The sequence below is a fragment of the Mesomycoplasma ovipneumoniae genome, assembly GCF_035918255.1.
Classification (GTDB): Bacteria; Bacillota_I; Bacilli_A; order Mycoplasmatales; family Metamycoplasmataceae; genus Mesomycoplasma; species Mesomycoplasma ovipneumoniae_A.
Genome location: NZ_CP142136.1, coordinates 299,233 through 325,673, shown reverse-complemented (window position 1 = coordinate 325,673; position 26,441 = coordinate 299,233). Strand labels below are relative to the sequence as shown.

Here is a 26,441-nt window from a genome sequence, read left to right as displayed (position 1 = left end):
TAAAAAAGTCCCTAAAACCAGACACTTTTTTAAGATTATCTTATCAAACTGGGAAACTCGGGATTGTTGTGCGGGATTGTTTTTATAGTTTTTCGCTTATTTTTGGTTCCTGCTTTTCTCTCTTTCGGATTAAATTTCGAATTTGCGCAAAATGTTATGCTGTTTAGAAATCATTTTTAACATTTGCAAAAATTTAATGGCTAAAAAATTTTTTTATATTATAATATGCCTAAAAGGAGAAACATGACACCACATATTGAAGCTAAAAAACACCAGATTGCGCCAGTTGTATTAATGCCCGGAGATCCACTTCGCGCAGAATTTATTGCTAAAAATTTCTTAACAGACGCCAAACTTGTTTCAAAAGTCCGTAATAACTTAATTTTTACCGGCAAATATAAAGACAAAGAAGTAACTATCGCTGCCTCAGGAATGGGTTCTGGTTCTATTGGTATTTATGCCTATGAACTGTTTAAATTTTATGATGTTGAGAAAATAATTCGGATTGGCTCAGCTGGTTCTTATGATAAAGATCTTGAAATTTTTGACCTTGTTATTGCAAAATCAGCTTGGTCAGATTCTTGTTCATTTCCGGCACTTTTAGGTCAGGGTCAATCTCATTTAAGTTATCCAGATTTGGAACTTGTAGCTAATTTATTTCATAGTGCTGAAAAATTAGGTTTGAGTCCGACTTATACAAATATTCACTCAACTGATGTTTTTTACTCTAACCGTGATTTATCGAAAACAATCCAACTTTCAAGAGCACAAGCAGTAGAAATGGAGTCTTTTGCACTTTTTACAGTAGCAAATCATTTGCAAAAAAAAGCAGCTTCGATTCTTACAATTTCTGATAGCTTGATTACCAAAACTTCACTTGATCCTTTAGCAAGACAAGAAAAATTTGAAGAAATGATTGAAATTGCCCTTGGAGCTATTTAAATATGAATTTATTTGAAATTATTGAAAAAAAAGTCAAAAAAGAACATTTAAGCGAAGAAGAAATTCATTTCATGATTAATGGATTTCTAACTGGCCTAATTGCCGACTACCAATTTTCTTCTTTTTTAATGGCAATTTTAATTAATGGCCTTGATGATGATGAGCTTTATTTCTTTACTCGTGAAATTATTGCATCAGGTAAAACAATAAATCTCAGAAAAATTAACGGAGTTAAAATTGACAAGCACTCAACAGGCGGTGTTGGTGATAAAATATCACTAATAATAGGACCAATTTTTGCTGCCCTTGGCTACAAAGTGGCCAAAATGTCTGGAAGAGGTCTTGGATTTACTGGTGGCACAATCGACAAACTTGAGTCAATTCCAGGATTTCAAACTCAACTGACAGAAGCTAGTTTTTTGGATCAAGTTCAAAAAATCGGAATAGCAATTACTGCACAGTCAAATGCAATTGTTCCTGCTGATAAAAAAATTTACGCACTTCGTGATGTTAGTGGAACAGTTTCGTCAATTCCGTTAATTGCAAGTTCGATAATGTCAAAAAAAATTGCTACTGACACAGATGTTATTTTAATTGATGTAAAATGTGGTAGTGGCGCTTTTATGACTGATCTTGGTCAGGCAAAAAAATTAGCAAGTAAAATCAAAATGCTCGGGAAAAGATTTGGGAAAAAAACAATTGTTAAAATTACCAATATGGACGCCCCGCTTGGAAGAATGATTGGAAATAAAAACGAAATTATTGAATCATTAGCGATTCTTCAAGGCCAACAGTCCCAACTTGCTGACTTTGCAAAAGAATTAGTAGCCCAAACACTTTCTGAAATTGAAAAGCTAAAAATAGAAAAAGCCCGTGAAAAAGTTACTAAAATTATTGAATCTGAACTTCCAAATGAAATTTTCTTAAAAATGGTTGCAGCCCAAGGTGGAAATCCAGCGACAATTCAGTCTTCAAACTTTTGAATTCCAGCATATAAGGAACAAATTTTTGCCCCTCAAAGTGGATATATAAAATGGGAAAATGCAATAAATTTTGGAAAAATTGTTGCATTTTTAGGCGGAGGTCGTACTAAATTAAACCAAAAAATCGACTATGAAGCCGGAATTTGTCTAGAAGTTGAATCTGGAACATATGTTCAAGACGATCAGTTAATTTTTAGCCTTTATTCCTCTAATCCGATTGATTTGAGCAAAATTCAGGATTTAATTGCAAAAACTTTCTCAATAAAACCTGAGCCAGAAGTTGAAAATATGTTTTTAAATTAGGCTAATTTAAAAACATATTTTTTATTTTAAAAGGAGATTTATGAATTTCAATAAATTAATCGATCACACAATTTTAAAAGCCCAAACAACTTCTCAAGATATCAAAAACCTAATTGCTGAAGCAAAAAAATATAATTTTGGCGCTATTTGCATCGCACCTACTTGAGTTAAATTAGCAAAACAAGAACTAAAAGACACTGATATTAAAATTGTCACTGTAATTGGATTCCCGCTTGGAAATCAAGTTAGCGCTGTGAAACAAAAAGAAGCCAATCTTGCCATAATGCACGGGGCAGATGAAATTGATATGGTAATGAATATCGGCAAATTTAAGGAAAAAGAATTTGACTTTGTTATCAATGAAATTAACCAAATAAAAAAAGAAATTGGAACAAAAATTCTTAAAGTTATAGTTGAAACTGCACTTTTATCAGCAAATGAAATTGCCGAAGCTACCAAAATTGTAAGCAAATCAAATGCAGATTTTATTAAAACATCAACAGGATTTTCTTACCGCGGGGCAACTATTCAAGACATTGAAATAATGAGTGCTAATAAAAGTAAAAACTTACAAATAAAAGCAGCAGGCGGGATTTCCACAATTGAAGATATTAAAACATATTATAAATTAGGTGCTACTCGTTTTGGGACTTCTAAATCTGTAAGTATTATTGAAAATTTGGACGATAAAAAATCTGAATATTAGTCTTAGAATTTTTAAAATTATGTTATAATTTTAAAAATTCTAATTTCAAAGTTAATTTTAATTTAAAGGAAGAATTATGCAAGTAAATGTTAGTCATCCTATAATTGCTAGTGAAATTGCTAAAATAAGACAAAATGTTTCTTTAGTCGATTTCCGGGCTGCAATTGAGAAAATTTCCTATTTACTTGCCTTTCCCGTTTTAGCCAAACTTAATTCAACATATTTTAATGGCACATCTGTTCTTCAAGAGCCTTTTTCAGGAACAAAAATTAGTGACTCTGTTGTTTTTGTACCAATTTTACGTGCTGGATTTGCAATGTTAGATCCTTTTTTGAATTTAGTTCCTGATGCAAAAGTTGCACCCGTGGGAATGAAACGGAATTTAGATCTTTCAAATACAACTTACTATCTGAACTTACCTAAGGCTAGTCCAAATTCAGTTGCAATTATTTTAGATCCTATTTTAGCAACGGGCAATTCGATAATTAGCACGATTGACTACCTTATTGAAAAAGGGTTTGACAAAATAATTATTGCCACAATTTTAACTGTTCAAGAAGGTCTTGATAAAATTGCCAAAAAATATCCGCAAGTTAGTATTTTTTTTAGCCAAAAAGATGAAAAACTTAATGAAAAAGGTTACATTATTCCTGGAATTGGTGATGCCGGTGATCGTTTCTTTGGGGATTAAAGTTGAAAACTTCAATTTCGTGAAATTCTAACTATAATTTCAAAATAGCAATTACTGGAATTTTATTTAGTCTTTCGTTACTTTTTTTTATTTTTTCACACAATTATTTTTCCTGGCCGTTTTTTCAAAGTCTTGGGCTAAAATTTGACTTATCTACCCTTTTTTTAGTACCAATATTCTTATTGGGCAATTTTTATTTAGGTTTTTGATGCCTTTTGGTTAGGTTTGCAATAGGTCCTTGACTTATTTTTAACCATTTTGGCGGGATTGACATTATCTATTTTGGTCATTTTGTACTATTTTTAGCTTCAGTAATATACATTTTTTCATTTTTAGGTTTTCGTTATCTTTTTATCAAAATTTTTAAAAATTTCGCCAAAATAAAAAGGTTTATTATTTTATCACTAATTGTCTCAACGCTTACAACCAGTTTAATGATGACTTTTTTAAACGGAGTTTTAATTCTTCCAGTTTATTTAAAACTTTTTAAAGCAATAAGTTCAGTATCTCTTGACTTAGTTTATAAGGGGTGGGATGATATTCAAAAAAAGTTTTTAGGAACCGAAAATTTTTCGTATTGGTCTTTTATTTTTAGTGTTTTTATTCCTTTTAATCTTGCAAATTTTGCTTTCCAGTCAATTTTAGCCTTTCCTATTTACATGATTATTGAACATTTTCACAAAAATAAGACGCTAAACTAAGCAATTTATAAACCACAACTTGTTTATAATAAATATTTATTTGTAATTTTGCTAATTTTTTTGAGTTGTTAAAATTTTTTTAGTTTTTGTGATATAATTATCTAGAAAAATTCAAATAAACAATCAAAGGACATTTGAGGAGTTTTTATTATTATGCCAGTTCATTCATACCGATTTTTAGTTGCATCAGATGATATTTATTTTCCAAACACTGCTCAACAAACTATTAGTTTTAGTGACCCTGAATCAATTAAGATTCTCAGGGAAATTTACCATTCAACTTCACGGACAACTTTAACAAACAAGGAATTGTTGATTGTTTACCGTAAAGAAAATGAAGAAGTAGATTTATTTGAAGAAGAAATTATTGATGAACAACTTAACAAAAAAGGCGCTGAGCAAAACAAATCAGGAACTACTGATGCTTCTAAAGCTAAAGCTTCAGAAAACGAAAAGCTAACTGTAGATCCCAAAATTGAAAACGACTTTTTACCAAGAATTGTTGACATTGATGAACTTTCTAAATATGCTTCTCTGATTAGAGTTCAAAGTTATCGCGCAAAAACTAGACCTGATAAAAGCGATTGGCAAACCGTAATTTTGGATTTTACTGTTCTTGAAAAAGTCCAAGTTGTAGATTTAATAACTGACCCAAATAATGTAAAAGCTGACCAAATAAGTATTAAATCAACTCGCGAAATTATAAAAAATCGGGAAATTCATGTAAGTTTAATTAATGATTTACTTGAATTCGGGCGAAAAACAAAGAACTTTAAGATGCCAGGTGAACTTCTTTTGGTTGTTGATAAATTTCAAAATAGTAACACCGAAGTTGAAAAAAATGAATTCATCAAAGGTGTAACAAATACATTATCTTCATCAGTTAGTCTTAGTTATCAACAAAAATACCATTTATTTGCGCTAAATTCTTATGCTTCTAAAATTAAAAAACTATACGAGCATGTTCATGCCTTTAATGAACAAATTCGTCTAGAAGATGAAATTAATGTTATTCTTAAATCTAACCTTGACAAACAACAAACAGAATTTATCCTAAAAGAAAAAATTAAGGCAATCCGTAAAAAATTAGGCGAAGATTCGCGCTATGAAGATGAAATTGAAGAGCTTTTACACTCAGAAATTGGAAAATTAATTTTCCCGAAAGAAGTTGCAAAAACAATAAAACGTGAAGCTAACCGTTTAAAATCAATGATGGCCACTTCACCTGAATCTAATATTACCAAAAATTACCTTGATTTACTAGTTGCGCTACCTTGAAGACGTGTAAGAAAAGACATTTTAGATATTCAAAATGTTCGCCAAAAACTTGAAGAAGCCCATTATGGACTTGAAGAAATTAAAAAGCGAATAATTGAATATCTTGCTGCTCTAATTCACCGGCGTTCACAGTCAAATCAAGAGCCAACTCTTGAGAAAATCGATGGTGATTATTGTGATTCAAATCTATTTCTTAGCTCTAAAGTGCATAAAGGAAGAACTAACTCAATTCCAATTTTAACTCTTGTTGGTCCTCCAGGAACCGGAAAAACTTCAATTGCAATGGCAATTGCTGAATCAATTGGCAAAGAATTTGTTAAAATTTCACTTGGAGGTGTTCGGGACGAGGCTGAAATAAGAGGACACCGTCGGACATATGTTGGTGCGCTTCCTGGAAAAATTATTCAAGCTCTAAAAAAAGCTGGCGTTTCAAACCCGTTGATTTTACTTGATGAAATTGACAAAATGGGTTCAGATTTCAAAGGTGATCCAGCTGCTGCAATGCTTGAGGTTCTAGATCCAGAACAAAACCGTTTTTTCCAAGATCATTATTTAGAACTTGAATATGACTTATCTCAAATTCTCTTTGTTGCCACAGCTAATGAAATTCACGATATTCCTGAGCCTTTACTTGACCGGGTGGAAATAATTGAGCTGTCATCTTACACTTTTCTTGAAAAACTGCAAATTGCAAAATCACATTTAATTCCTGCAGTTCTAAAAGAAAATGCACTTGACCCAAAATATTTCCCAATTGATGATCAGACTATCGACTACCTAATTCGCTACTATACTCGTGAAGCTGGTGTCCGGGGACTAAAACGGGTTTTTGACAAAATTGCAAGAAAAATTATTGTCAGACTGCTTGAAAACACACTTCCTGAGAACTTTAAAATTGATGTTGAATTTGCCCGCGAACTTTTAGGAATTGAAAAATTTGACCCCGATCCTGTTGATGCAAGTCCGCAAATTGGAACTGTAAATGGACTAGGATACTCGCCACTTGGCGGTTCAACTCTCCAAATTGAAGTTAGCACAATTCCTGGGCGAGGTGATATTAAACTAACTGGTTCACTCAAAGATGTAATGCAAGAATCAGCCCGAATCGCCCTTTCGTATGTTCAGTCTAAAGCAAAAGATTTTGGAATTGACTTTGATTTTGAAAACACTTTGATTCACATTCACGTCCCTGAAGGTGCTGTTCCAAAAGATGGGCCTTCAGCAGGAATAACCTTTACAACCGCAATAATTTCAGCCCTTAGCCAAAAACCCGTTTCACACGATATTGCAATGACTGGTGAAATCACTCTGCGTGGAAAAGTGCTTGGAATTGGCGGCCTAAAGGAAAAATCACTTGGCGCCTACAAAAGCGGAATTAAAACAATTTTTATTCCCCAGTCAAACGAAAAAAATCTTGTTGACTTACCTGATGAGGTTAAAAACTCAATCAAATTTATTCCGGTTGAGACTTACCAACAAATTTATGACTTTATTTTCAAATAATTGGACTTTTGTTATATAATTATCTTGTAGCTGAGCTTATTATTTGTTAAAAAAGGTATAAAATGAAAAACATAAAAAATTCTCAAAATAATTTTCGATTTTTTTGGTATAATTAACCTTGAAAATTAAATTGAGAATTTTTGAAAATTTCTAGCACTTAAAACTAACTAAATAGGATAGGAAATAGTTGCAAGGCTATTCAATGGTGGTTTTTAGTTTGTTTTAAAACAAGTAAAAGAAAGGAAAAATATGGCAGTTGTTAAAACTGGTGCAAAAAAAGATTTTGACCGTTCAAAAGAGCATATCAATATTGGGACAATTGGTCATGTTGACCACGGAAAAACCACTCTAACAGCGGCAATTTCAACTGTATTATCAAAAAAAGGTCTAGCTGAAGCAAAGGATTATGCTTCTATTGACGCAGCCCCTGAAGAAAAAGCGCGTGGAATTACAATAAATACAGCCCACATCGAATATAGCACAGATAAGCGTCACTATGCCCATGTTGATTGCCCTGGTCACGCCGATTATATTAAAAATATGATCACAGGAGCAGCGCAAATGGATGGTGCCATTCTTGTTGTTGCCGCAACAGATGGTCCAATGCCCCAAACTCGTGAGCACATTCTTCTTTCAAAACAAGTTGGTGTGCCAAAAATGGTTGTTTTCCTAAACAAAATCGACTTACTTGAAGGTGAAGAAGAAATGGTTGACCTTGTTGAGGTTGAAATTCGTGAACTTCTTTCTTCATACGACTTTGACGGAGACAACACCCCAATAATCCGTGGTTCAGCTCGTGGTGCTCTTGAAGGAAAACCTGAATGAGAAGCTAAAGTTCTTGAACTAATGGATGCAGTTGATTCATATATTGACTCCCCAGTTCGTGAAATGGATAAACCATTCTTAATGGCGGTTGAGGACGTCTTTACCATTACAGGTCGTGGAACTGTTGCTACTGGTAAAGTTGAAAGAGGACAAGTTAAACTAAATGAAGAGGTTGAAATTGTCGGTTACCGTCCAGAACCGAAAAAAACAGTTGTAACCGGAATTGAAATGTTTAACAAAAACCTTCAATCTGCAATGGCCGGAGATAATGCTGGTGTTCTTCTTCGTGGTGTTGACCGTAAAGATATCGAGCGTGGGCAAGTTATTGCAAAACCAAAAACAATTATTCCCCACACTAAATTTAAAGCAGCAATTTATGCGCTCAAAAAAGAAGAAGGTGGAAGACATACTCCATTTTTCAAAAATTATAAACCTCAATTTTATTTCCGTACAACCGATGTTACTGGTGGAATTGAATTTGAAGCTGGCCGTGAAATGGTAATTCCTGGTGATAATGTTGACCTTACTGTTGAACTTATCGCCCCTATCGCTGTTGAGCAAGGAACAAAATTCTCAATTCGCGAAGGTGGAAGAACTGTTGGAGCCGGAACAGTAACTGAAATTATTAAATAAAAATCTTTTATCTTAATACAAACTTTAGGGCGCGGCCCTAAAGTTTGTTTTTTTTTTTTTATTTTGCAGACAAAATTAATCAGCATTGAGACTAAAGTTTACAAAAATGAGTGTTAAGTGTCAAATAAAGATTAAGTTTTTTAGGCGGACTAAATTATTTATTTAAATTTTCCTGAGTTTTCTAGCTTAATGGTAAAAATTCACTTTTTATTGAATATAATATGAAAAAATACCCGTAAATCCGGGTTTTTTGACCTAAAATCTTAATCTTTATTATTTTGAAATTAACCTGTTGCAAAAATAAAAAAAAAAAAAAAATGTTTGGTCTAAAATAAAATTGTGTTATAATTAACTTCACTAAGAATAAATTAATAAATTTTGATATTGAATTAAGGAGGAATTAGTTATGTTTTTGGCACAATAAACTCAGATAATGCATTTTTTCCATTATGGCTTTAAATATAATGGAATGCCTTAAATTTAACCGTTTAGAAATCTACAAATTTATGTCTTTTTTTTATTGTTCTTTCAAAACTTCATATATTTTTTTAGGCTCAATGTAAATAAAAATGAGTTTTCTTTTTGCATTGAGTTTAAATAGTAGTTGTATTTTTTATGATTTTTGTTGTTTTATCCTTGAATTGATTTTTGCCAGTGTTTTTAAGCTAAAAAAGTAGTTTAAATATTTCATATATTGCTTTTTAAGTCAAAATTTTAGCTTTTTTAGTTTGGTTTATTTGATTAATAAGTAGATTTTGCATTCATGAGTTTTATATTTAAAATTTAGTGTTTTTGCTTTGATAGTGTTTTTTCTGAGTTTGGCAAAAAAGTTAAAAAATTGCCCAAAACCTAAACCAGGACACTTTTTAAGATTATCTCATCAAACTGGAAAACTCGGGAATAAAAACGAGCTGGGCGAATTTTTTAAACTAATTTATCTAAATAATTTGGACTTTAGTTTTTTTAGTGTATAATTTTTAATTTTAAAAAGTTTTCAAAGGTGGCTAATATGATTTTTTGTTGCTAAAAATATAAATTTACAGCTAAAGTCAGACTTAGTTGGTAAAATTTATTATAAGCATTATTAAAATCAAACATTTTTAATAAATAAGAAAATTTGGAGGCAAGTATGAAACTATATTTTTCCCGTCGTCGAAAAGTTGTAATTATTGCAATGTCAACAGCATTGTTATCTTTAAGTTTGTTTTCAATTAATCAATCATTAGTTAATTTTGATTTTTTGTCCAATGAAGTTAGTTATTCAACTCAAGCGCCTTCAATAATTTCAAAAAATCAGCCAAATGATACTGCATTTAATTCGCCAGTAGCAAATACTGTTTTTGTCCCACCAAAAATAGAAACACCTAAAGAAAAAATTGAAAATCCGATTAAACCACAAATAGTAACACCAAAAATAGAAAAAATAGAGCCCTTACCTGAAAAAATAACACCTAAACCTGTAAAAAGAATTCAAGCTATTGAATCGACTATCCCTATTCGAACAACACCTGCGCGTCAAAGTCCGACTAGAACTATATCTTCTCGGCCAACAATTTCAACTTCAAGAACAGTAAGTCAACCACAAGTTCAAAATAGAAATAACTCACCTGCTGTTAATTTTGGTGATTCAGCTTATCAACGCGCGCTTGGTTTGTGAAGACAACAGCAAGACCGAAAAATTGCTGAAGTTAGACGCGAAAGAGATAAATACCAAGCCGAAGTCGCTGAAGCAGACCGTGTTATTTCAATTATTGACGAGCACTATAAAAAATATGCGCCAGTTGGAGAAGATGGTAAGCCAAAAGTTACTCTTGAATCCTATCTTGAGGGGTATAAATACTCTCGCTGAGTTGCAAATAATTATCTTGAGCGCGAACAAAATTACTTAAAAGTAATTGAACAACGCAGACAACTTGAGCAACCTTTTACAGAACAAGAATTACAATTGATAAAAGATGGTTATACTCCTGATCCTACAACCGATGGATGAGAACCAAAAGTCAATGTTGTCGTAAATGGAATTAGAGCAGATAATAAAAGAAGATTAAATGCTGTTGATTCAAAATGAACAAGATATGATGCAACTCAAATTGGTTCGCTAAAATATGAAGGATGAAATGACACTAATGTAAGTTCAGAAATTAGTGATCTTACCAATGGTAAGGGAATTTCTAACGGTAGCATTTCACTTATAAAATACACTCGTGCTCCTGGAAATACCGCTGGTAGTCTTTCAGAATTTAAAACTTTAGTTCTAAATGCCGATGATGATGTTGCTTTTAAAGCTTTTGCCGAGATTATGAAAAATGCGGCTAATAAAGATAATTCAATCAAGGCAATTGTTCTTAAAAATGTCGGGGCAAAACATAAAACCCAAAATATAAAAGAAATTTTAGAGCTATTGCCACCACAAATGCAAAAAGTTTCCCTCTTTTTAGATGACCACCAAGCAGTTAATGGTCTTCGTGGACTTGAAAAATTCACCAAACTAAGCGAACTAGAACTCTATACAAATTCACGCACCAACGAAAGCAATTGGGCAATTAATCCTAATGCCTTAAAAAATGTGGACTTTATTTCTTTCGATTATATAAATAAAGGTGATATTAAGTTAGTCCAACCTGGAGAAAAAATTCCTGGATCAATTATTTTTGATACTCTCCGTTGAGACCAAGGGGATGATGTTGCCAAAGTTAATGAGGGACTTGAAATTGCTTTTAGTTCAAAAATTAATCAGCGTGTTTTCCAAGGAACTTTTGGTGGTCGAGGAGGATATCCATTACATCTTGATTTTTCTTCATCTAAAAAAATTAAGACACTAAAAGACATTGACTTTGCTAAAACAGAGAAACTTTTTAACGAAAAACTCCAAAGTTGAGAAGTTGAAGCTGAATCACAAAAAAATCCTGGGCATGTTAATTTACTTTTCCAATATTTATATTTTGGCGGCTCAAAAGTAAATGATTCTAGCTCAACAAGCTCAAATTATGTATATAAAGTTCAAGCAAGCGACTTTGAAAATTCCCAATTTACTACAAGACTTGTTAATGGTCCTATCCAACAACCGGGAATTTATATAAAAGATGAAAATGGAAAAACCCTTTCAAATATTCCGCTTTATATAACAGGTAATTCATTTTCTGGTGATGCTTTTAGTCAATTGTCCAAATTTGTTGATGTTGCAAGGAAAAGTGCCACTTTTAACAAAATTTATGTCGAAGACGCATCACTTCAAAGTCAACTTTCAGGTTTAGGATTGCCTGTTGAAACAAAAACAATTACAACAGTAGACTAAGCTAATAAAAAGTAAAAAAAATAATTATTTTTTACTTTTTATGCCAAAAATATCTTTTTTACTTAATTTTATTGAAAAAAGCACAATTAAAAATTTTAATAAAAGGGTAAAATGGATTCAATTAATCATTGAGTTGATAAAATTCAAGAAAATCTGCTAAGATACCAAAAGGTTGTTGAACAATATCGAACAATAGCAATTTGGTGCAATAAAATTGAAAAAGTTTTTGCAATTAAGCCAAATTTACTTGATTTTCCACACGGAATTGGCCTTAAAAAAATACCATTTTTAAAAGACTGACCAACAAGAAAAATAATAAGTCTTATTAACAACGGAAAATTAATAGAAAAATTCACTAATTTTCAAAAATGAAATATTCATACAAATCGGAGCTTATTTAATCAAATCAAAGCTAAATTATTAGTTTGGGACTATTATTTATCATTTCTTGAAGGAAATTATTGTGAAACTTGAATTATTGAAGAAGTTTCATACACTAAAAATTTATATTTTTTTCGCGGGCTACTTTGAAAAAACGAAAATTACACAATGATAGTTGGTCTTAATAAATTTCAGGGAAATAAAAAATATGCCACTGACTTTTGCTCGTTTTTTACCGCGCTTTTAACATCAAAAGAATTTAGTGATATTGCAAAAAAAATTGATAAAATTTCCAAAATTGACCGAATTTGGTACAATTATCAAAACAAGGAAATAAATCAATTTTCCAAACTTTAGGTTAAATATTCATCTTTTTTTATAACATTATTCTAAATTATTTTATAATTATATTATACTAATTTATATTGGAGGGTGTATGGTTTGAGAAAATCCATTTGGAAAAAATAAAGTTCCATCAGTGGCTGAGTTGTGAAAAAATGAAAAAAAGCAATACCGAATTTGAATTTTTTCTTATCCGGTGTTACTCCTTTTACTAAGTGTTTTTTTAAGTGTACAACTCTTTTTAGACTTAGATATTAAAAATATTGGTCGAGCTTTTTCGATTTTATCAATTTTATTTACTGCTGCAAATTTATTTTTTTATGTATATTCTATCTTTACATCATATAAAGCAAAAGATTTTGCACCTATTGGCGATCGTTCCTTTTTTTTCTCGTTCGTTTCATTTTCAAGTGCAGCTCTTTCAATTATAAATTCAACAGTAGTAATAATTGGAAATTTAAGTCTTAATAATCAAAATTTTGCCGTAATTTTGGCTATTCAAATAATTCTTATTGCGTTAATTTTTGTTTTAATCCCATTTTTCTACACAAAAGTGCTTAGAATTAAGTCAATATTCAAACTTTCTCGAACATTAGTCATTATTGAAAAACGTATTGATGAAATGAAAAAAGATCCAAAAGCATTTTCTGAATTTATGAATATTTTTGACTTAGGTCACCAAAATCCAATGAATTCACAACAAGCAAATAACCCTGAAAACACACAAACTCAAGAAGCTCAAAACAAACCTCAAACAAAAGAAGAAAAAATAAAAATTGCACTTGAAAAATTAGATTTAGCACAATTACACGAAATTGCCCAAAAATTAGAAATTTCTGGTTTTGAACAGTTAAAAAAACAAGAATTAATTAAGCTTTTAACTCAAATACTTGCACAACAAGATTCCGGAAAATAGTTTGATATTTTAAGGTGAACTACTTTCTAGAAAAACAAATGAAAAATTTCTTTGTTTTAAATTAAAATCTGCTATAATTATATTTGATGGTTTTTAGGCAATGGCACCATAGCCAAATGGTAAGGCATAGGTCTGCAACACCTTGATGTACCGGTTCGAGTCCGGTTGGTGCCTCCAAAATGTAATGCGCCCGTAGCTCAATTGGACAGAGTGTTTGGTTACGGCCCAAGAGGTTGAGGGTTCGACTCCTTCCGGGCGCGCCATATATAATATAATTAGACCAATGAAAATTAACTAAAATAATTTAGTTAATTTTTTTATTTTTTTAGTTTTTCATGTTATAATTTCAAACTAGTTTTAAATTTAGTAAAACATCCTTGGTTATTTTTATAACCCACAAGCCCATAAGGAGAATTAATATGCCAAAATATGAAATAATGACAATTTTAGACCCAAAAGCAGAAGCAACAATATTAGAAAATTTGCTCTCTACTACTTTTAGTCAAAATTCGTCATACAAACTTGTTAAGCTTGAAAATTCAAGTCTTGCTTACCCTATTAAAAAATCAAAAACAGCACAATATTTTTTAATTAATCTTGATTCGCCAGCTAATTTAATTGAAGAATTTGTTCGCCGTGCGAATATTACCAAATCAATTTGACGATACTTGATAATTAATCTTGACTCTGAAAAAGGTTTTAACCAAAAACCAAAAAATGCCGATCGCCATAAAAGAACAAATGCAAGACGTGATCATTCAGATAGACCTAATTTCAAATCAGCGCCACGAACTCGTCAAGACCAAAACTCACCTAACCAAACAGAAAAAACTGATAAACCTTTTCAACGTCGAAATTTTAGACCTAATGCCCAAGGTGCAGGAAAACAAGGTTTAGCCCAACAGTCATCAGATAAGACTAACTTATCCCAACGCGGAAAAACTTCAAATTCATCTTCTTCAGCAAACCAGCCAGAAACTAGTGCTGATAGTGCTAAAAAAATACAGGAATCCCAATAGTCTTTATCTATTTTAGTCAATAAATAAAAATAGATAAAAACTATAAAAAAATTATGAATCGAATTATTTTAATTGGACGCGTTTCTTCTAAACCTGTATTTATGACAACAAAGTCAAATGTTAATTTTATTCGATTTAATTTAGCAATTGATAGACGAAAATATAATCAAAATTCGCCTACAATTACTGATTTTATTCCCGTAGTTGCTTGACGACAAAATGCAACATTGCTAGACAAACTAATTACCGTAGGAAGTTTGATAGCAATCGAAGGTTCTTTACAAGCTAATCGTGTTATGTCAAATACAACAAATTATCTTACTAATTATGAAGTAAATGTTGACTACTTTCGTTTATTAGAAACTAAAGAACAATTAGAAATGCGTCGTCAAAAATTAGCTCAAAAAGTTAGTGAACCAACTTTTGAACCAATATTTGATGATTTTCAACTTCCCCAAAATAATAAAAGATCGTTTCACGAGGATAATATTTTTCAGACAGAACCGCCAATGAATTTTGATGAAACTAATATTGAAATTAGCGATGATGATAGAGATCCATTTGCTGAATGAGAAATTGATGATCTTGATCCTAACAAATTAAATTAAAAAGGAATGAAAAATGAACAAAAAATACGCTAAAAAATTCAAAAAAAAAGTGTGCCAATTTTGTGAAGCTAAACTTTCTTACATTGACTATAAATCAATTGAAGTGCTTCAACGTTATATTAACTCTTTTGGAAAAATTCAACCTTCAAGAATTACAGGAAATTGTGCAAAACACCAACGTAAATTATCACTAGCAATTAAAAGAGCACGTTTTGTCGCTTTACTTCCGTTTGTTGGTGATAGAATCCGGGGAAGTTACGATAAAACTCGAGTTTAGTCATAAAAATATAATATGAATCTAAAAGCAGGTCTTATTGGACTTCCTAATGTCGGAAAATCATCGCTTTTTTCAGCATTAACAAAAATGAATGTTGAAATTGCTAATTATCCCTTTGCAACAATAGACTCAAACATTGCAACTGTTGAAATACGTGATCCAAGACTAATGAATTTAGCCGATATTGTTAAACCAAATAAAATTGTATTTTCGACTTACTCTTTTGTCGATATTGCTGGTTTAATAAAAGGAGCTTCATTAGGCGAGGGATTAGGTAATAAATTTCTCGAAAATATTCGCAATGTTGATTGTCTAGTTCATGTTGTGCGTTGTTTTGATGATTCAAAAATAATTCACGTTAATAACCAAGTAAATCCTATTTTTGACATCCAAACAATAAATTTAGAGCTCATTCTTGCCGATTTAAGTTCAATTGAGTCCATTATTTTGCGACTTAGTAAAAAAATCAACAATACAAACGACAAACAAGCAAAAGTTGAATTTGAACTTGCTAAAAAAGCAAAAGATCATTTACAAAAAGATAAATCTTTACGCGATTTGGCTTTAGACAATGATGAGCGCCAAATAATCAAAAATTGACAACTTTTAAGTATAAAGCCAATTTTATATGTTGCTAACATTGACCAAAAATCTGTTAGTGATCCCTTGAAAAATTCATATTTTTCTGAGCTTAAAACATATCTTGAAAAGGAAAATGCAATTTTAATCCCAATTTGTGTTGCCTTAGAACACGAAATTTCCCAACTTGATCAAGATGAAAAACAACTCTTTTTACAAGAATTTGGACTAGAGAAGTCATCTCTTGATTTTCTTGTTCTTAATAGTTTTAAACTTCTTGGGCTAGCAACTTTTTTTACTGTTGGAAAAAAAGAAGTTCGCTCATGAATATTTAGGAAAAACACAAGTGCAGTTGATTGCAGTGGGATTATTCACTCTGATTTTGTCAAAAAATTCATAAGAGTTGAAATTATCGCATATGAGGATTTTATTGAGTTCAAAAGCGAAAAAGCACTTAAAGAAAAAGGTAAAATTCGTCTTGAGGGAAAAGAATACTTGATAAAAGACGCAGAAATATGCCATTTCCGAATAAGTAATTAGTTCAAATAAAATTTTTAAAAAACCAAAAAATTATACATCAAAAAATTTATTTATAAATATTGATTGGTATAATTTTTTGGTTTTTTAAATTATCACTTATTTCTAAAATAACAGCATTAAATTGGCAATCATTGTCAGAAGTTTGAAATTTTGTACTTTTATTATAGCGAATTCTATTATAAACATCAAGGAATTTTACACCAATTGCATCATTTGCAGGACCTGTCATTCCAACATCAGTTATAAAAAGTGTCCCAAGCGATAATTCTCTAGCATCAGAAGTCTGAACGTGGGTGTGAGTTCCTAAAAGCGCATTAATTTTACCATTGAGATAAATTCCAAGTACATTTTTTTCACTTGTTGTCTCAGCATGAAAATCAACTATATGAAAATCAGCATCGTCTTCGGCAATAACTTTGTCAATTGCATCAAAAAAATTATCAGCAAATTGGTGATTTCAAGGTTTGACTAACTTATTAAATGCTACACCTAAAAGTGAAGTTATTCTGAATGTTTTACCATTTTTTAAAATTTTAGTAGTACCTTTGCCACTATATTCTTTGTCAATGTTCAGTGGTCTAACAATATCTGGATTATCAATAATTAGAGCAATTTCAGGATTAGATCAAACATGATTGCCAATAGTAAAAATATCAACACCAAGCTCTTTTAAATATAAATAATCCCTTTTATTTAGTCCTTTTCTGCCAGTAATATTTTCAGCCTGAACTATTATTAAGTCAAAATTATAGTTTTTTCTCAAAATATTAAGTTGATTTTTAAACATTTCTATACCAGGCGCGCCAAAAATATCACCAACAAATAAGACAGTAGCAGATTTCATTCAATTCCTTTAAATTTTTCAAATATTTTATTTGAAAAAAAATTAAAAAAGATGCTTTTATTTTAGCATCATTGGTCAAAAAGATATGGTGCCAACAACAGGAATCGAACCTGCGACCCCATCCTTACCATGGATGTGCTCTACCGACTGAGCTATGATGGCGCTTATTGCTTTAAAATTATAGCACTTTTTTTAATATTTTTAATCAAAAAAATTATTAAAAAGTCAAGCAAATTTAAAGACAAAAACAAAAAAATACTTTCGAATGCAAGCAAATATTAAGTTTTGAAAGAGCAAAATTATTAATTCTTATTTGTCTTAGTATTATACCACAAAAATTTTAAAAACCAAGTTTTTTTTGTATTTATAAAAAACTTGATGTATAATTTATTTTGTAAAATAACGAAAAAAAAATTGACTCACAAATTGTGAGCACTCCCAAAAAAATATTTTTATACACTATCTGTTTTAAATTGTTAATTGTTCTTTTAAAAATTAATACTACAAAATAGGAAAATTAAAAATGATAGGCTTATTTGAAAACATTGTCATAAAAGCAGATCAAAATAAAACTATTTTAAATCAACAACAATTAGATTTTTTTATTAAAGCATCAAAAGCAGAATTATTTAAAAAAACTAATACAACTCAGGATTTTTTATATCATAGAGTTCTAAAAAACATTTTCGATCAACCATTGTTATTTTTACAATTTACTAATCATTATCTAATAATAACTCTTGAAAATTATGAAACTAATGAAATTGCAAATGCTAGTTTTGATAAGGAATTATTTGATAAAAATAATGTCGTTTATATACCCGGATTTTCATTACATTATCAAGTTGATGGCGACTATTTTGGGTTAGTTTCTAAACAGAAATTAGATGAAAAAATAGTTGAACTTATTAAGAATCAAAAACATATATATTTAAGTGTAACTAGACTAAATACAGAAAAAAACAAGGCTAAAAAAGAAGAATATTTTAATTATAAATTTCGTGCAAAACGTGGATCTGCAGATCCTGGCGATATAGCAGATAATGCTGTACAGGTTAAAAATCTTTATTCTTTTAATATCGGTCTTGACAATTCCTGATGATTTAAGGCAAAAGATTCATATTCAAAACTTGGCTATATTGAACATCAAAGGGGTCCTGGGAAAGGCGGGCTTTGTGAATATATTGCTATGTCTTTAATGTTAGAATATGCCGAAACATTCATTGCATCTGGAATATTTACTGATGCAGAAATTGATAGATATTTTGATATAAAAAATAATTATTCTCATAACTTAAGTGATGGTGTTGCAGAACATAAATATTATAAATATAAAAAATCTAAAGATAAAACTACTACATATAATTCACTTCCATATCAATTGTTTGAACTCAATGGGTGATACCAAGATGTTAAATATGCTTCTTATTTCACTAGCACATTAGAAAAATTTCTAAAAGGAAAAGAAATAAAAAACCACATAACAACTGATTATTCTGCCAATTGAATGCATTCGAGCAACCCTGAAACTTTTTTACTTAAAAATAGAATGCCAGTTATGGTATCTTTTGCTAATATTGGTGGTGGCCACAACATTGTTTTATATGGGTATGATCCAGATACAGAAAAATATCTTGTAAATTTTGGATGGTCAGGTTATTCTAATTTACTTATTTCTAAATGAGATATTTGAAGTTTTTGATCAATGGGTTATTGATGAGGATTTAAAATAGATGATGATTATATAAAAAACCATCCACCTAAACAAAAATTATTAAGTGCAAATGGTGAGATTTATTCATATCCAGAAATTTTTGAAGAAGGACAAGCAATTGATAAAAATGGTAATCTAATTAGAAATTACGACTTTTATTAATGCAGCTAAATTAAGGTGTTTTTAAATGAAAGAAACAAAAGAAAAAAAATTCACAAGTCCATTAATTTTTTCAAAATATTTAAAAACTAATCTTCGAAAGAATTGATTTTTATTATTTTTCTTTATAATTTTTTCAATTTTTTCAATTTTACTTTTTTTATTTTTATGAGAAGCTGATAAAAATTTTGATTTACCCATTTATAATTCGCAAAATCAACGAATAACTATTGTCAAAAAAAATGGCGAAGAGTTTGGAAATAACGAAATTTCAGAAATAAAAAACTTAAAATCTGTTAAATATATTTCAAATGGTGAATCAGAATTAGAATTTGGCGATTTTAGTAATAAAGACTCATTTAGTTCTGACTTATCAACTAAAATTTTGCCAGTTGAAATCAATGATTTTTTTAAAAATGATATGAAAAACTATACTAATTTTCAAGGTAAATTTTTAGAAAATAATGATGAAATAATAGTTTCACAAGATTATGCTAATTTAAAAGAAGTTAAAATTGGCGATTATATTGATTATAAATATTGAATAAAATATCCTTCAACTAATGAAAATGTATTAATTTATACTAAAAAATTTAAAATTGTAGGAACAGTAGGATTTGCTAATAGTTATCGAGATGATTTTATTTTAATATCCGATAAAGGCTATAAAAATTTAGCTGAAAATATTTTTGATAAGTCAAAAATATTTCTCAATCAAATCCAAGGTCAAAATGGGTTTTTTAAATCTTTATTTAAAAATTTAGTATATTATAATGTAAAAACTTCAAATACAGAAAATGCTGTTGGTTCTAAAGTTTTTTCTACATTTTCTGATTTATTTTCTGATTTATATTTTAATGAAAATTTTAATCTTGATAAAAAAGATAAAAAGCTTAAAACAGGTCGTTTTACTGAAAATAAAAACGAAATTCTTGTTAGTCAAGGTCTAATTAATCATTTAAGTAAAAATTCCAATTTAAATTTAAATGTAGGTGATGAAATAACTTTTAAAATAAAAGATATTAATTTTTTATTTTTCAAAGATCATCGTTTTACTTTTAAAATTAGTGGAATCTTTGAATCTGATCAAGCAAATAAAATAGAATTTAACCAAAATGTAGTCCAACTTTTTGCTGATTCAATAAATGAAAACAAACCTTTAAGACTAAGTGTTTTTTATGATCAAAGCGAGCAAAATTTATTGTCAAATCTCAAAGAAAAAGGATTTGAATTAGCACCAAGAATTGGTTATCCAATTAATAGAGGCGTTGCTGATATTTGACTAATAATTGCATCAATTACAGTAATTGTAATCTTACTTTTAACTACTGTTATTGTTTTTGTTTTTGCTTTAAGAAATTTCAAAATAAACAATGGAACTATTCAAAGTTCTCATGTTGATACAAGCAAAAAAATATTCCTTAAAAAAGAAAATTTATATTGAATTTTTATATCATTATTTATTCTTATTGTTAGCTTTTCATTGTTTTTTATTTCAATTAAATTGCCATTTTTTAGCGATTTTCTTGCCGGTAGATCAGCAAATTACATAGTTGGTCGCATTAGTTTAGATCTTATTTGAATCTCATTATTATATATTGTATTTTCTACTATTATTTTTAAAGTCGCTACTCATTTTTTAAAAATAAGAAAAGAAAAAAAATATAAACCAATTGAAAATAAATTAGTAAATTAATTTACTTGAAAAATTTCAGCTTTTTATTTAACTAGCTAGTAGCTAAATAAAATTTGTGATTTTGTCTCAATAATTAACATCGGACATATTAAACAAAGTTAGCGTTTTTATGCTAACTTTGTTTAATTTCCAGTCATTTTTTAACTTTTTGGCACCTTTTTCAAAATATAAATGGATTAAGTGATATAATTTTTATATTTTGTAATTAATAAAAACATTAACTTAGTGAGAATAAAATGAATAAAAATGAAGCAGTTGAACAACTTATAAAATTTATTCAAATAAAACAAGCTGGACTAAAAAGAAACCAAAAAATTGCTTATTATGGTGCTAATGCTGTTAAATGAATAACTTTTTTCGCAAATATTATAGTAATTTCCTTGGCAATTTGGGTAATTATAACTGAAATTAATCGTTATCAGTTAATTGAATCTAAAAATAAATCAGTTATTAATGACCTTGGACTAACTATTGTTTTGGCTAGTTTTATTTGTCTTACTTTTTTTATTAATTTATTTCTTGCTGTTTTTCGTGAAGTTATGAAGTATAAGGAATATAAAAAAGCGCAAAGAGAACTAAGTTATTTGTATTTTCAAATTCAAAATGATCCTAATTATACTCTTGAAAAATTTGAACAGGACTATCAATCGATCTCTGATTTTTATTTTCAAAAAAAAGATGTTTCAAAAATAAAAATTCTTAAAAAAATAGTTTTTGGAGGTAAAAAATGGTTATAAAAAATGTTCGACTTGATTCAGATTCTTATGAATTTGCCAAATTTTTATACAGAAAAACGCTTGTAAAAGCAAGGTTTTTTCAATTTTTATTTTGAACAGTTTCCATTTTTAGTATTTTTTTTGGATTTTTTTCGACCTTAATGGGTATTTTTAAATTAGCTTCGCCAAAATTAAATGAATTTGAACCTTTTGCAAATTTTTTTATTTCAACTGACGAAAATGGTGCAAAAGTTGACCAATGACCAATTTTTGTCTTATGAATTAACCTGTCAATTTCAATTATTAACGGTCTTTTTGCACTTTTTCTAGTAAAACCACGTTGAATTCGTAACCAAGAAATTAATGACTTTTTAAAAATTGAAATAATTTTATTTGAAACCAAAACAGGAAAATATGCAAAATCTGAAAATGCACAAATTGAACTTTTTAATTCAATTTGCAAATTTTTAGGAATTCTTAAAGCCCTTGAAAATAAACAAAAAGAGCAAAAAACTAACATTAATAAAAAGGAACAAACTAATGAATAAAGAAAAATTACTTTCAAAAATTGAACTTGATGTTATAAAATTAACGGCAAAAGCACGTGTTTCTAAGGGTATTTTTTTGTTTTGCAGCATTGCCTTAATTTTAATGTCAGCTTTTAATGGTATTTTATCTGCGTACGCAATTACTAAAAATCCTAATCCAACCGCGGTTAAGTTATTTGTTGCAATTGCTTTTATTAATGCGATTATTAGTTTTGTTAGCTCACTTTCTTCTTTTTTTGTTTTTGAAAATGTTTATAAAAAGTCAACAGAAAAAATTAATTTTTATGAAGAAAAGAAAAATGAGCTTTTATCTCAAGATGCAAACATTGATGAGATTGCAAAACAATTAGGGAATATAAAAATTGAAAATTAGTTTGTAATATTTTTAAAAAATGTTAAAATGTATCTATAATTTAACTTAAATTTTATTTTAACAATTTTTTTTATAACACTGATACCGTTGTTATAACCCTAAAAAAAACATTCATTTAAAGGAAAAAATGCCAACAATTTCTCAATTAGCAAAAGGTTGCCGAGTTAAGAAAACTTGAAAGTCAAAAGTTCCTGCATTGAATATGTTATATAATTCATTGCACAAAAAAGAACTAAAAATTAGCTCGCCCTTTAAACGTGGAGTTTGCACAAGAGTTGCAACTATGACTCCTAAAAAACCTAACTCAGCATTACGTAAATTTGCAAGGGTAAAACTTTCAAATGGAATTGAAGTTAATGCCTATATTCCCGGTGAAGGCCACAATTTACAAGAACACTCAATTGTTTTAATTCGTGGTGGAAAAGTTAAAGACTTACCTGGTATTCGTTATCACATTGTACGTGGAACTCAAGATACAACTGGTGTTGCAAAAAGAGCCCAAGGTCGTTCCAAATACGGAGCAAAAAAACCTAAGACTTCAAAGTAAAAATCTAAAAAAGCTATAAAATACGATATTTTTTAAAAGGAGACACACATGTCACGAAAAAAACAAGCCCCAGTGCGCGACGTGCTTGCTGATCCAGTTTTTAACTCAAAACTGATTACAAAAGCAATAAATTGCGTTATGTTAGAGGGAAAAAAAACTACTGCCCAAAACATTCTTTATTCATCATTTAAATTAGTTGAAGAAAAAACTCAAAAAGATGCTCTTGAAGTTTTTCAACAAGCTGTAAAAAATGTAACTCCACTAACCGAAGTTCGTTCACGTCGAATCGGGGGAACAAACTATCAAGTTCCAATGGAAGTTCGTCTAAAACGTCAACAAACTCTTGCCTTGCGTTGATTAATTCTTTTTGCCAGAAAACGTAACGAAAAAACAATGGTTGTTCGTCTTGCAAATGAAATAATTGATGCTTATAATAAAACAGGCGGGGCCTTCAAGAAAAAAGAAGATACTCACAAAATGGCCGAAGCAAACCGCGCTTTTGCACACTTTAAATGGTAGGAATTTAGAAATATGTCACGAAAATTTGAACTAAAAGATTACCGTAATATCGGAATTATGGCCCATATTGATGCCGGAAAAACAACAACAACCGAAAGAATTTTATTCCACACTGGTAAAATTCACAAAATTGGTGAAACTCATGATGGAGTTAGCCAAATGGACTGAATGGAACAAGAAAAAGAGCGCGGAATTACAATAACTTCTGCGGCAACAACCGCTTTTTGAAAAGGTAAAAGAATTAACATAATTGACACCCCAGGACACGTTGATTTTACCGTTGAGGTTGAACGTTCACTTCGGGTTCTTGATGGAGCAGTTGCTGTTCTTGATGCCCAATCAGGTGTTGAGCCCCAAACTGAAACTGTTTGAAGACAAGCAACAAATTATGGTGTTCCCCGCGTTGTTTATGTTAATAAAATGGATAAAGCTGGAGCTAATTTTGAGGCTTCAATTGAATCTGTGCGCACTAAATTAAACGGTAATGCCGTGGCAATTCAACTTAATATTGGTGCTGAGTCTGATTTTAGCGGAATTATTGACCTTGTTGAAATGAAAGCTTATAACTACGATGGTCAAAAAGAAGAAGTTGAATACGAAATTCCAATTCCTAGTGAATTACAAGACAAAGCAGCAATAATGCGACTTGCTCTTGCTGAAGCTGTTGCTGACTATGATGAAAATTTATTTAATGATCTTCTTGAAGAAAAAGAAATTTCAGTTGAACAACTAAAAGCAGCAATTCGTAAAGCAACAATTAGTGGTGATTTTTTCCCGGTTGTTTGTGGTTCATCTTTTAAAAACAAAGGTGTAAAGAAAATGATCGATGCTGTCATTGATTATTTACCTTCACCACTTGATGTTCCGCCAGTTAAAGCTTTTCGTGATGATCAAGAAATTACAATTCAAGCTGATGATAATGAGGAATTTTCTGCCTTAGCTTTCAAAATTATGAACGACCCTTTTGTTGGATCACTAACTTTCTTCCGTGTTTATTCGGGAAGCCTGACAAAAGGAACTTACATAATTAACTCAACTAAAGGAAAAAAAGAACGTGTTGGCCGTATTTTAGCAATGCATGCTAATTCTCGTGAAGAAATTAACGAAGTTCGTACTGGTGATATTGGTGCTTTTGTTGGACTCAAAGACACAACAACAGGTGATACACTAATTTCTGAAAAGTCCAAAAGTTTTGTACTTGAAAAAATGAGTTTTCCTGAACCTGTTATTTCCCAGTCACTTGAACCTTTTTCAAAAGCTGAAGTTGAAAAACTAGCTAATGCCCTCCAAAAACTCGCAAACGAAGATCCAACTTTTAAAACTTGAACCGACACCGAAACTGGACAGACAATTATTGCCGGAATGGGAGAATTGCACCTTGATATTATTGTTGATCGACTAAAACGTGAATTTAACGTACAAGCGCGTGTTGGAAAACCACAAGTTTCTTACCGTGAAACAATTACAAAATCCGCTGAAGTCGAAGGAAAATACATCAAACAATCCGGTGGACGTGGACAATATGGTCATGTTTGAATTAAATTTGAACCTAATCCAGAAGAAGGCTTTGATTTTATTGACAAAATTGTCGGTGGAAAAATTCCAAAAGAGTATATAAAATCAATTCAAAAAGGTCTTGAAGAAAAAATGCAAGTCGGAATTTTGGCCGGATATCCTTTAATTAATGTAAGAGCAACCTTATTTGACGGTTCTTTCCACGAGGTCGACTCTTCAGAAATGGCCTTTAAAATTGCAGCTTCAAAAGCCCTTTCACGTGCTCGTGATGCCGTTGGAACTGTTTTACTTGAGCCAATTATGGATGTTTCTGTTTTTGCCCCTGCTGAATATGCCGGAGACGTTATGGGTGATTTATCACGTCGTCGTGGACTTGTTCGTGAACAAGAAACTAGATCTGATGGAGCAAATGTTATTCGTGGACATGTTCCTTTAGCAGAAATGTTTGGATATTCAACCCAATTACGTTCAATGACATCAGGACGAGGAACTTACCAAATGCAATTTGATCATTATGAAGTTGTTCCAAAAAATATTTCTGATGTAATTGTTAAACAACGGGCAATCAAATCTGACGACTAAAAGTTATTTCCGAGTTTCCCAGTTTGATGAAATAATCTTAAAAAGTGTCCAGTTTTGGGCACTTTTTAACTTTTTTGACAAAAGTTAATTACCTATTTTTTTACTGATTTATTAAGAAATCAAAGTAAAAATCATAACTATTTCAAATATTTGGATCACCAGGAATGCTATCAAACTGGCAAACTCAGGAAAAATAACTATCAACACACAAAACACTGAATTTTAAACCTAACACTCATGAAAGAAAAATCTACTTATTAATCAAATAAGGCAAACTAAAAAAGCTAAAATTTTAACTTGAAAAGCAAAATTATGAAATTTTTAAACTACTTTTTTAGTTTAAAACACTGGCAAAAATCATAAAAAAATGCAACTACTATTTAAACTCAATGCAAATAGAAAACTCGTTTTTACTTACATTGAGCCTAAAAAAATATATGAAGTTTTGAAAGAACAATAATCAAAAGCCATAAATTTGTAGATTTCTAAACGGTCAAATTTAAGGCACACCATCATGACTAAAAACACAATGGAAAATTCGCATTTTCTTATTTTTTTATAGCAAAAACATAACTAATTCCCCCTTAATTCAATATCAAAATTTATTAATTCATTCTTAGTGAGGGTTATTATAACATAATTTTTTTTCTAGACCAAACATTTTTTTTTTTTTTTTTGCAAAAGGTTAATTTTAAAATAATAAAGA

The 26,441-nt window shown here is 30.1% G+C and carries 23 protein-coding genes and 3 tRNA genes; 24 read left to right on the top strand and 2 right to left on the bottom strand.

Translation table 4 applies throughout. From position 1 onward, the window contains the following. Positions 1-243 precede the first annotated feature (243 nt). The 16 genes from deoD (at position 244) to ychF (ending at position 16,522) form a co-directional block, all read left to right on the top strand. Complete coding sequence (gene deoD / locus U3G01_RS01335; protein ID WP_255030529.1) at positions 244-942, top strand: purine-nucleoside phosphorylase; 699 nt, start codon at positions 244-246, stop codon at positions 940-942. A gap of 2 nt (positions 943-944) precedes the next feature. Continuing rightward, on the top strand, positions 945-2,228 hold the full coding sequence (locus U3G01_RS01330; protein WP_010321126.1) for a thymidine phosphorylase: 1,284 nt from the start codon (positions 945-947) through the stop codon (positions 2,226-2,228). A gap of 40 nt (positions 2,229-2,268) precedes the next feature. Further along, a complete protein-coding gene (gene deoC / locus U3G01_RS01325) occupies positions 2,269-2,934 on the top strand; it encodes a deoxyribose-phosphate aldolase (RefSeq protein WP_010321125.1) in 666 nt (221 codons plus the stop codon). Between the two features lie 76 nt (positions 2,935-3,010). Then, the gene (gene upp, locus U3G01_RS01320; RefSeq protein ID WP_255030531.1) at positions 3,011-3,625 is read left to right on the top strand and encodes a uracil phosphoribosyltransferase; all 615 of its coding nucleotides are present in this window, start codon (positions 3,011-3,013) and stop codon (positions 3,623-3,625) included. A 2-nt stretch (positions 3,626-3,627) separates the two neighbouring features. Next, positions 3,628-4,326, top strand: coding sequence for an MPN527 family putative ECF transporter permease subunit (locus tag U3G01_RS01315; protein WP_069097298.1), 699 nt, complete (start codon positions 3,628-3,630; stop codon positions 4,324-4,326). Positions 4,327-4,479: 153 nt separating this feature from the next. Then, entirely contained in the window at positions 4,480-7,107 is a 2,628-nt protein-coding gene (lon, locus tag U3G01_RS01310; RefSeq protein ID WP_255030533.1) for an endopeptidase La, read from the top strand. Positions 7,108-7,356: 249 nt separating this feature from the next. Continuing rightward, the gene (gene tuf, locus U3G01_RS01305; RefSeq protein ID WP_010321121.1) at positions 7,357-8,565 is read left to right on the top strand and encodes an elongation factor Tu; all 1,209 of its coding nucleotides are present in this window, start codon (positions 7,357-7,359) and stop codon (positions 8,563-8,565) included. A 1,129-nt stretch (positions 8,566-9,694) separates the two neighbouring features. Further along, positions 9,695-11,860 carry a putative immunoglobulin-blocking virulence protein gene (locus U3G01_RS01300; RefSeq protein WP_255030535.1) on the top strand — a complete coding sequence of 722 codons (2,166 nt, stop codon included), beginning with the start codon at positions 9,695-9,697 and terminating at the stop codon, positions 11,858-11,860. 111 nt (positions 11,861-11,971) lie between these two features. Next, on the top strand, positions 11,972-12,598 hold the full coding sequence (locus U3G01_RS01295) for a hypothetical protein (protein WP_255030537.1): 627 nt from the start codon (positions 11,972-11,974) through the stop codon (positions 12,596-12,598). 79 nt (positions 12,599-12,677) lie between these two features. Continuing rightward, positions 12,678-13,499 carry a Rho termination factor N-terminal domain-containing protein gene (locus tag U3G01_RS01290; RefSeq protein ID WP_255030539.1) on the top strand — a complete coding sequence of 274 codons (822 nt, stop codon included), beginning with the start codon at positions 12,678-12,680 and terminating at the stop codon, positions 13,497-13,499. 102 nt (positions 13,500-13,601) lie between these two features. Next, positions 13,602-13,676 (top strand) — tRNA-Cys (locus U3G01_RS01285). Positions 13,677-13,685: 9 nt separating this feature from the next. After that, positions 13,686-13,762 (top strand) — tRNA-Arg (locus tag U3G01_RS01280). Positions 13,763-13,918: 156 nt separating this feature from the next. Then, positions 13,919-14,518: a 30S ribosomal protein S6 gene (gene rpsF / locus U3G01_RS01275; protein WP_255030540.1), complete on the top strand. Its 600-nt coding sequence runs from the start codon at positions 13,919-13,921 to the stop codon at positions 14,516-14,518. 53 nt (positions 14,519-14,571) lie between these two features. After that, entirely contained in the window at positions 14,572-15,126 is a 555-nt protein-coding gene (locus tag U3G01_RS01270) for a single-stranded DNA-binding protein (RefSeq protein WP_255030542.1), read from the top strand. Positions 15,127-15,139: 13 nt separating this feature from the next. Beyond that, positions 15,140-15,403 (top strand): 30S ribosomal protein S18, encoded by a 264-nt coding sequence (gene rpsR, locus U3G01_RS01265; protein WP_010321115.1) that lies wholly within the window; start codon positions 15,140-15,142, stop codon positions 15,401-15,403. 15 nt (positions 15,404-15,418) lie between these two features. Beyond that, positions 15,419-16,522, top strand: coding sequence for a redox-regulated ATPase YchF (ychF, locus tag U3G01_RS01260; RefSeq protein WP_255030544.1), 1,104 nt, complete (start codon positions 15,419-15,421; stop codon positions 16,520-16,522). A gap of 46 nt (positions 16,523-16,568) precedes the next feature. On the opposite strand, the gene U3G01_RS01255 is transcribed toward ychF, so the two are convergent. Both U3G01_RS01255 and U3G01_RS01250 read right to left on the bottom strand, forming a co-directional pair. Beyond that, on the bottom strand, positions 16,569-17,366 hold the full coding sequence (locus tag U3G01_RS01255) for a TIGR00282 family metallophosphoesterase (protein WP_255030546.1): 798 nt from the start codon (positions 17,364-17,366) through the stop codon (positions 16,569-16,571). A gap of 86 nt (positions 17,367-17,452) precedes the next feature. Further along, positions 17,453-17,528: transfer RNA gene (locus tag U3G01_RS01250), tRNA-Thr, on the bottom strand. Positions 17,529-17,889: 361 nt separating this feature from the next. On the opposite strand from U3G01_RS01250, the gene U3G01_RS01245 reads away from it, so the two are divergent. The 8 genes from U3G01_RS01245 to fusA all read left to right on the top strand — a co-directional run bounded on the left by U3G01_RS01245 (position 17,890) and on the right by fusA (position 25,735). Next, positions 17,890-19,242 (top strand): C10 family peptidase, encoded by a 1,353-nt coding sequence (locus U3G01_RS01245; protein ID WP_255030547.1) that lies wholly within the window; start codon positions 17,890-17,892, stop codon positions 19,240-19,242. A 25-nt stretch (positions 19,243-19,267) separates the two neighbouring features. After that, positions 19,268-20,935, top strand: coding sequence for an amino acid transporter (locus U3G01_RS01240; protein ID WP_255030548.1), 1,668 nt, complete (start codon positions 19,268-19,270; stop codon positions 20,933-20,935). 236 nt (positions 20,936-21,171) lie between these two features. Beyond that, a complete protein-coding gene (locus U3G01_RS01235) occupies positions 21,172-21,672 on the top strand; it encodes a hypothetical protein (RefSeq protein WP_255030549.1) in 501 nt (166 codons plus the stop codon). Beyond that, entirely contained in the window at positions 21,663-22,199 is a 537-nt protein-coding gene (locus U3G01_RS01230) for a DUF4231 domain-containing protein (RefSeq protein WP_069097287.1), read from the top strand. The genes U3G01_RS01235 and U3G01_RS01230 overlap by 10 nt, the downstream gene beginning before the upstream one ends. Beyond that, positions 22,192-22,572, top strand: a complete 381-nt coding sequence (locus tag U3G01_RS01225) for a DUF4231 domain-containing protein (protein ID WP_069097286.1) — start codon at positions 22,192-22,194, stop codon at positions 22,570-22,572. Before U3G01_RS01230 ends, U3G01_RS01225 begins: the two co-directional genes overlap by 8 nt. A 127-nt stretch (positions 22,573-22,699) precedes the next feature. Beyond that, complete coding sequence (gene rpsL, locus U3G01_RS01220; protein WP_010321104.1) at positions 22,700-23,119, top strand: 30S ribosomal protein S12; 420 nt, start codon at positions 22,700-22,702, stop codon at positions 23,117-23,119. A 48-nt stretch (positions 23,120-23,167) separates the two neighbouring features. Continuing rightward, entirely contained in the window at positions 23,168-23,638 is a 471-nt protein-coding gene (gene rpsG / locus U3G01_RS01215; RefSeq protein ID WP_010321103.1) for a 30S ribosomal protein S7, read from the top strand. 12 nt (positions 23,639-23,650) lie between these two features. Beyond that, positions 23,651-25,735 carry an elongation factor G gene (gene fusA / locus U3G01_RS01210; protein WP_255030553.1) on the top strand — a complete coding sequence of 695 codons (2,085 nt, stop codon included), beginning with the start codon at positions 23,651-23,653 and terminating at the stop codon, positions 25,733-25,735. Positions 25,736-26,441: the final 706 nt, after the last annotated feature.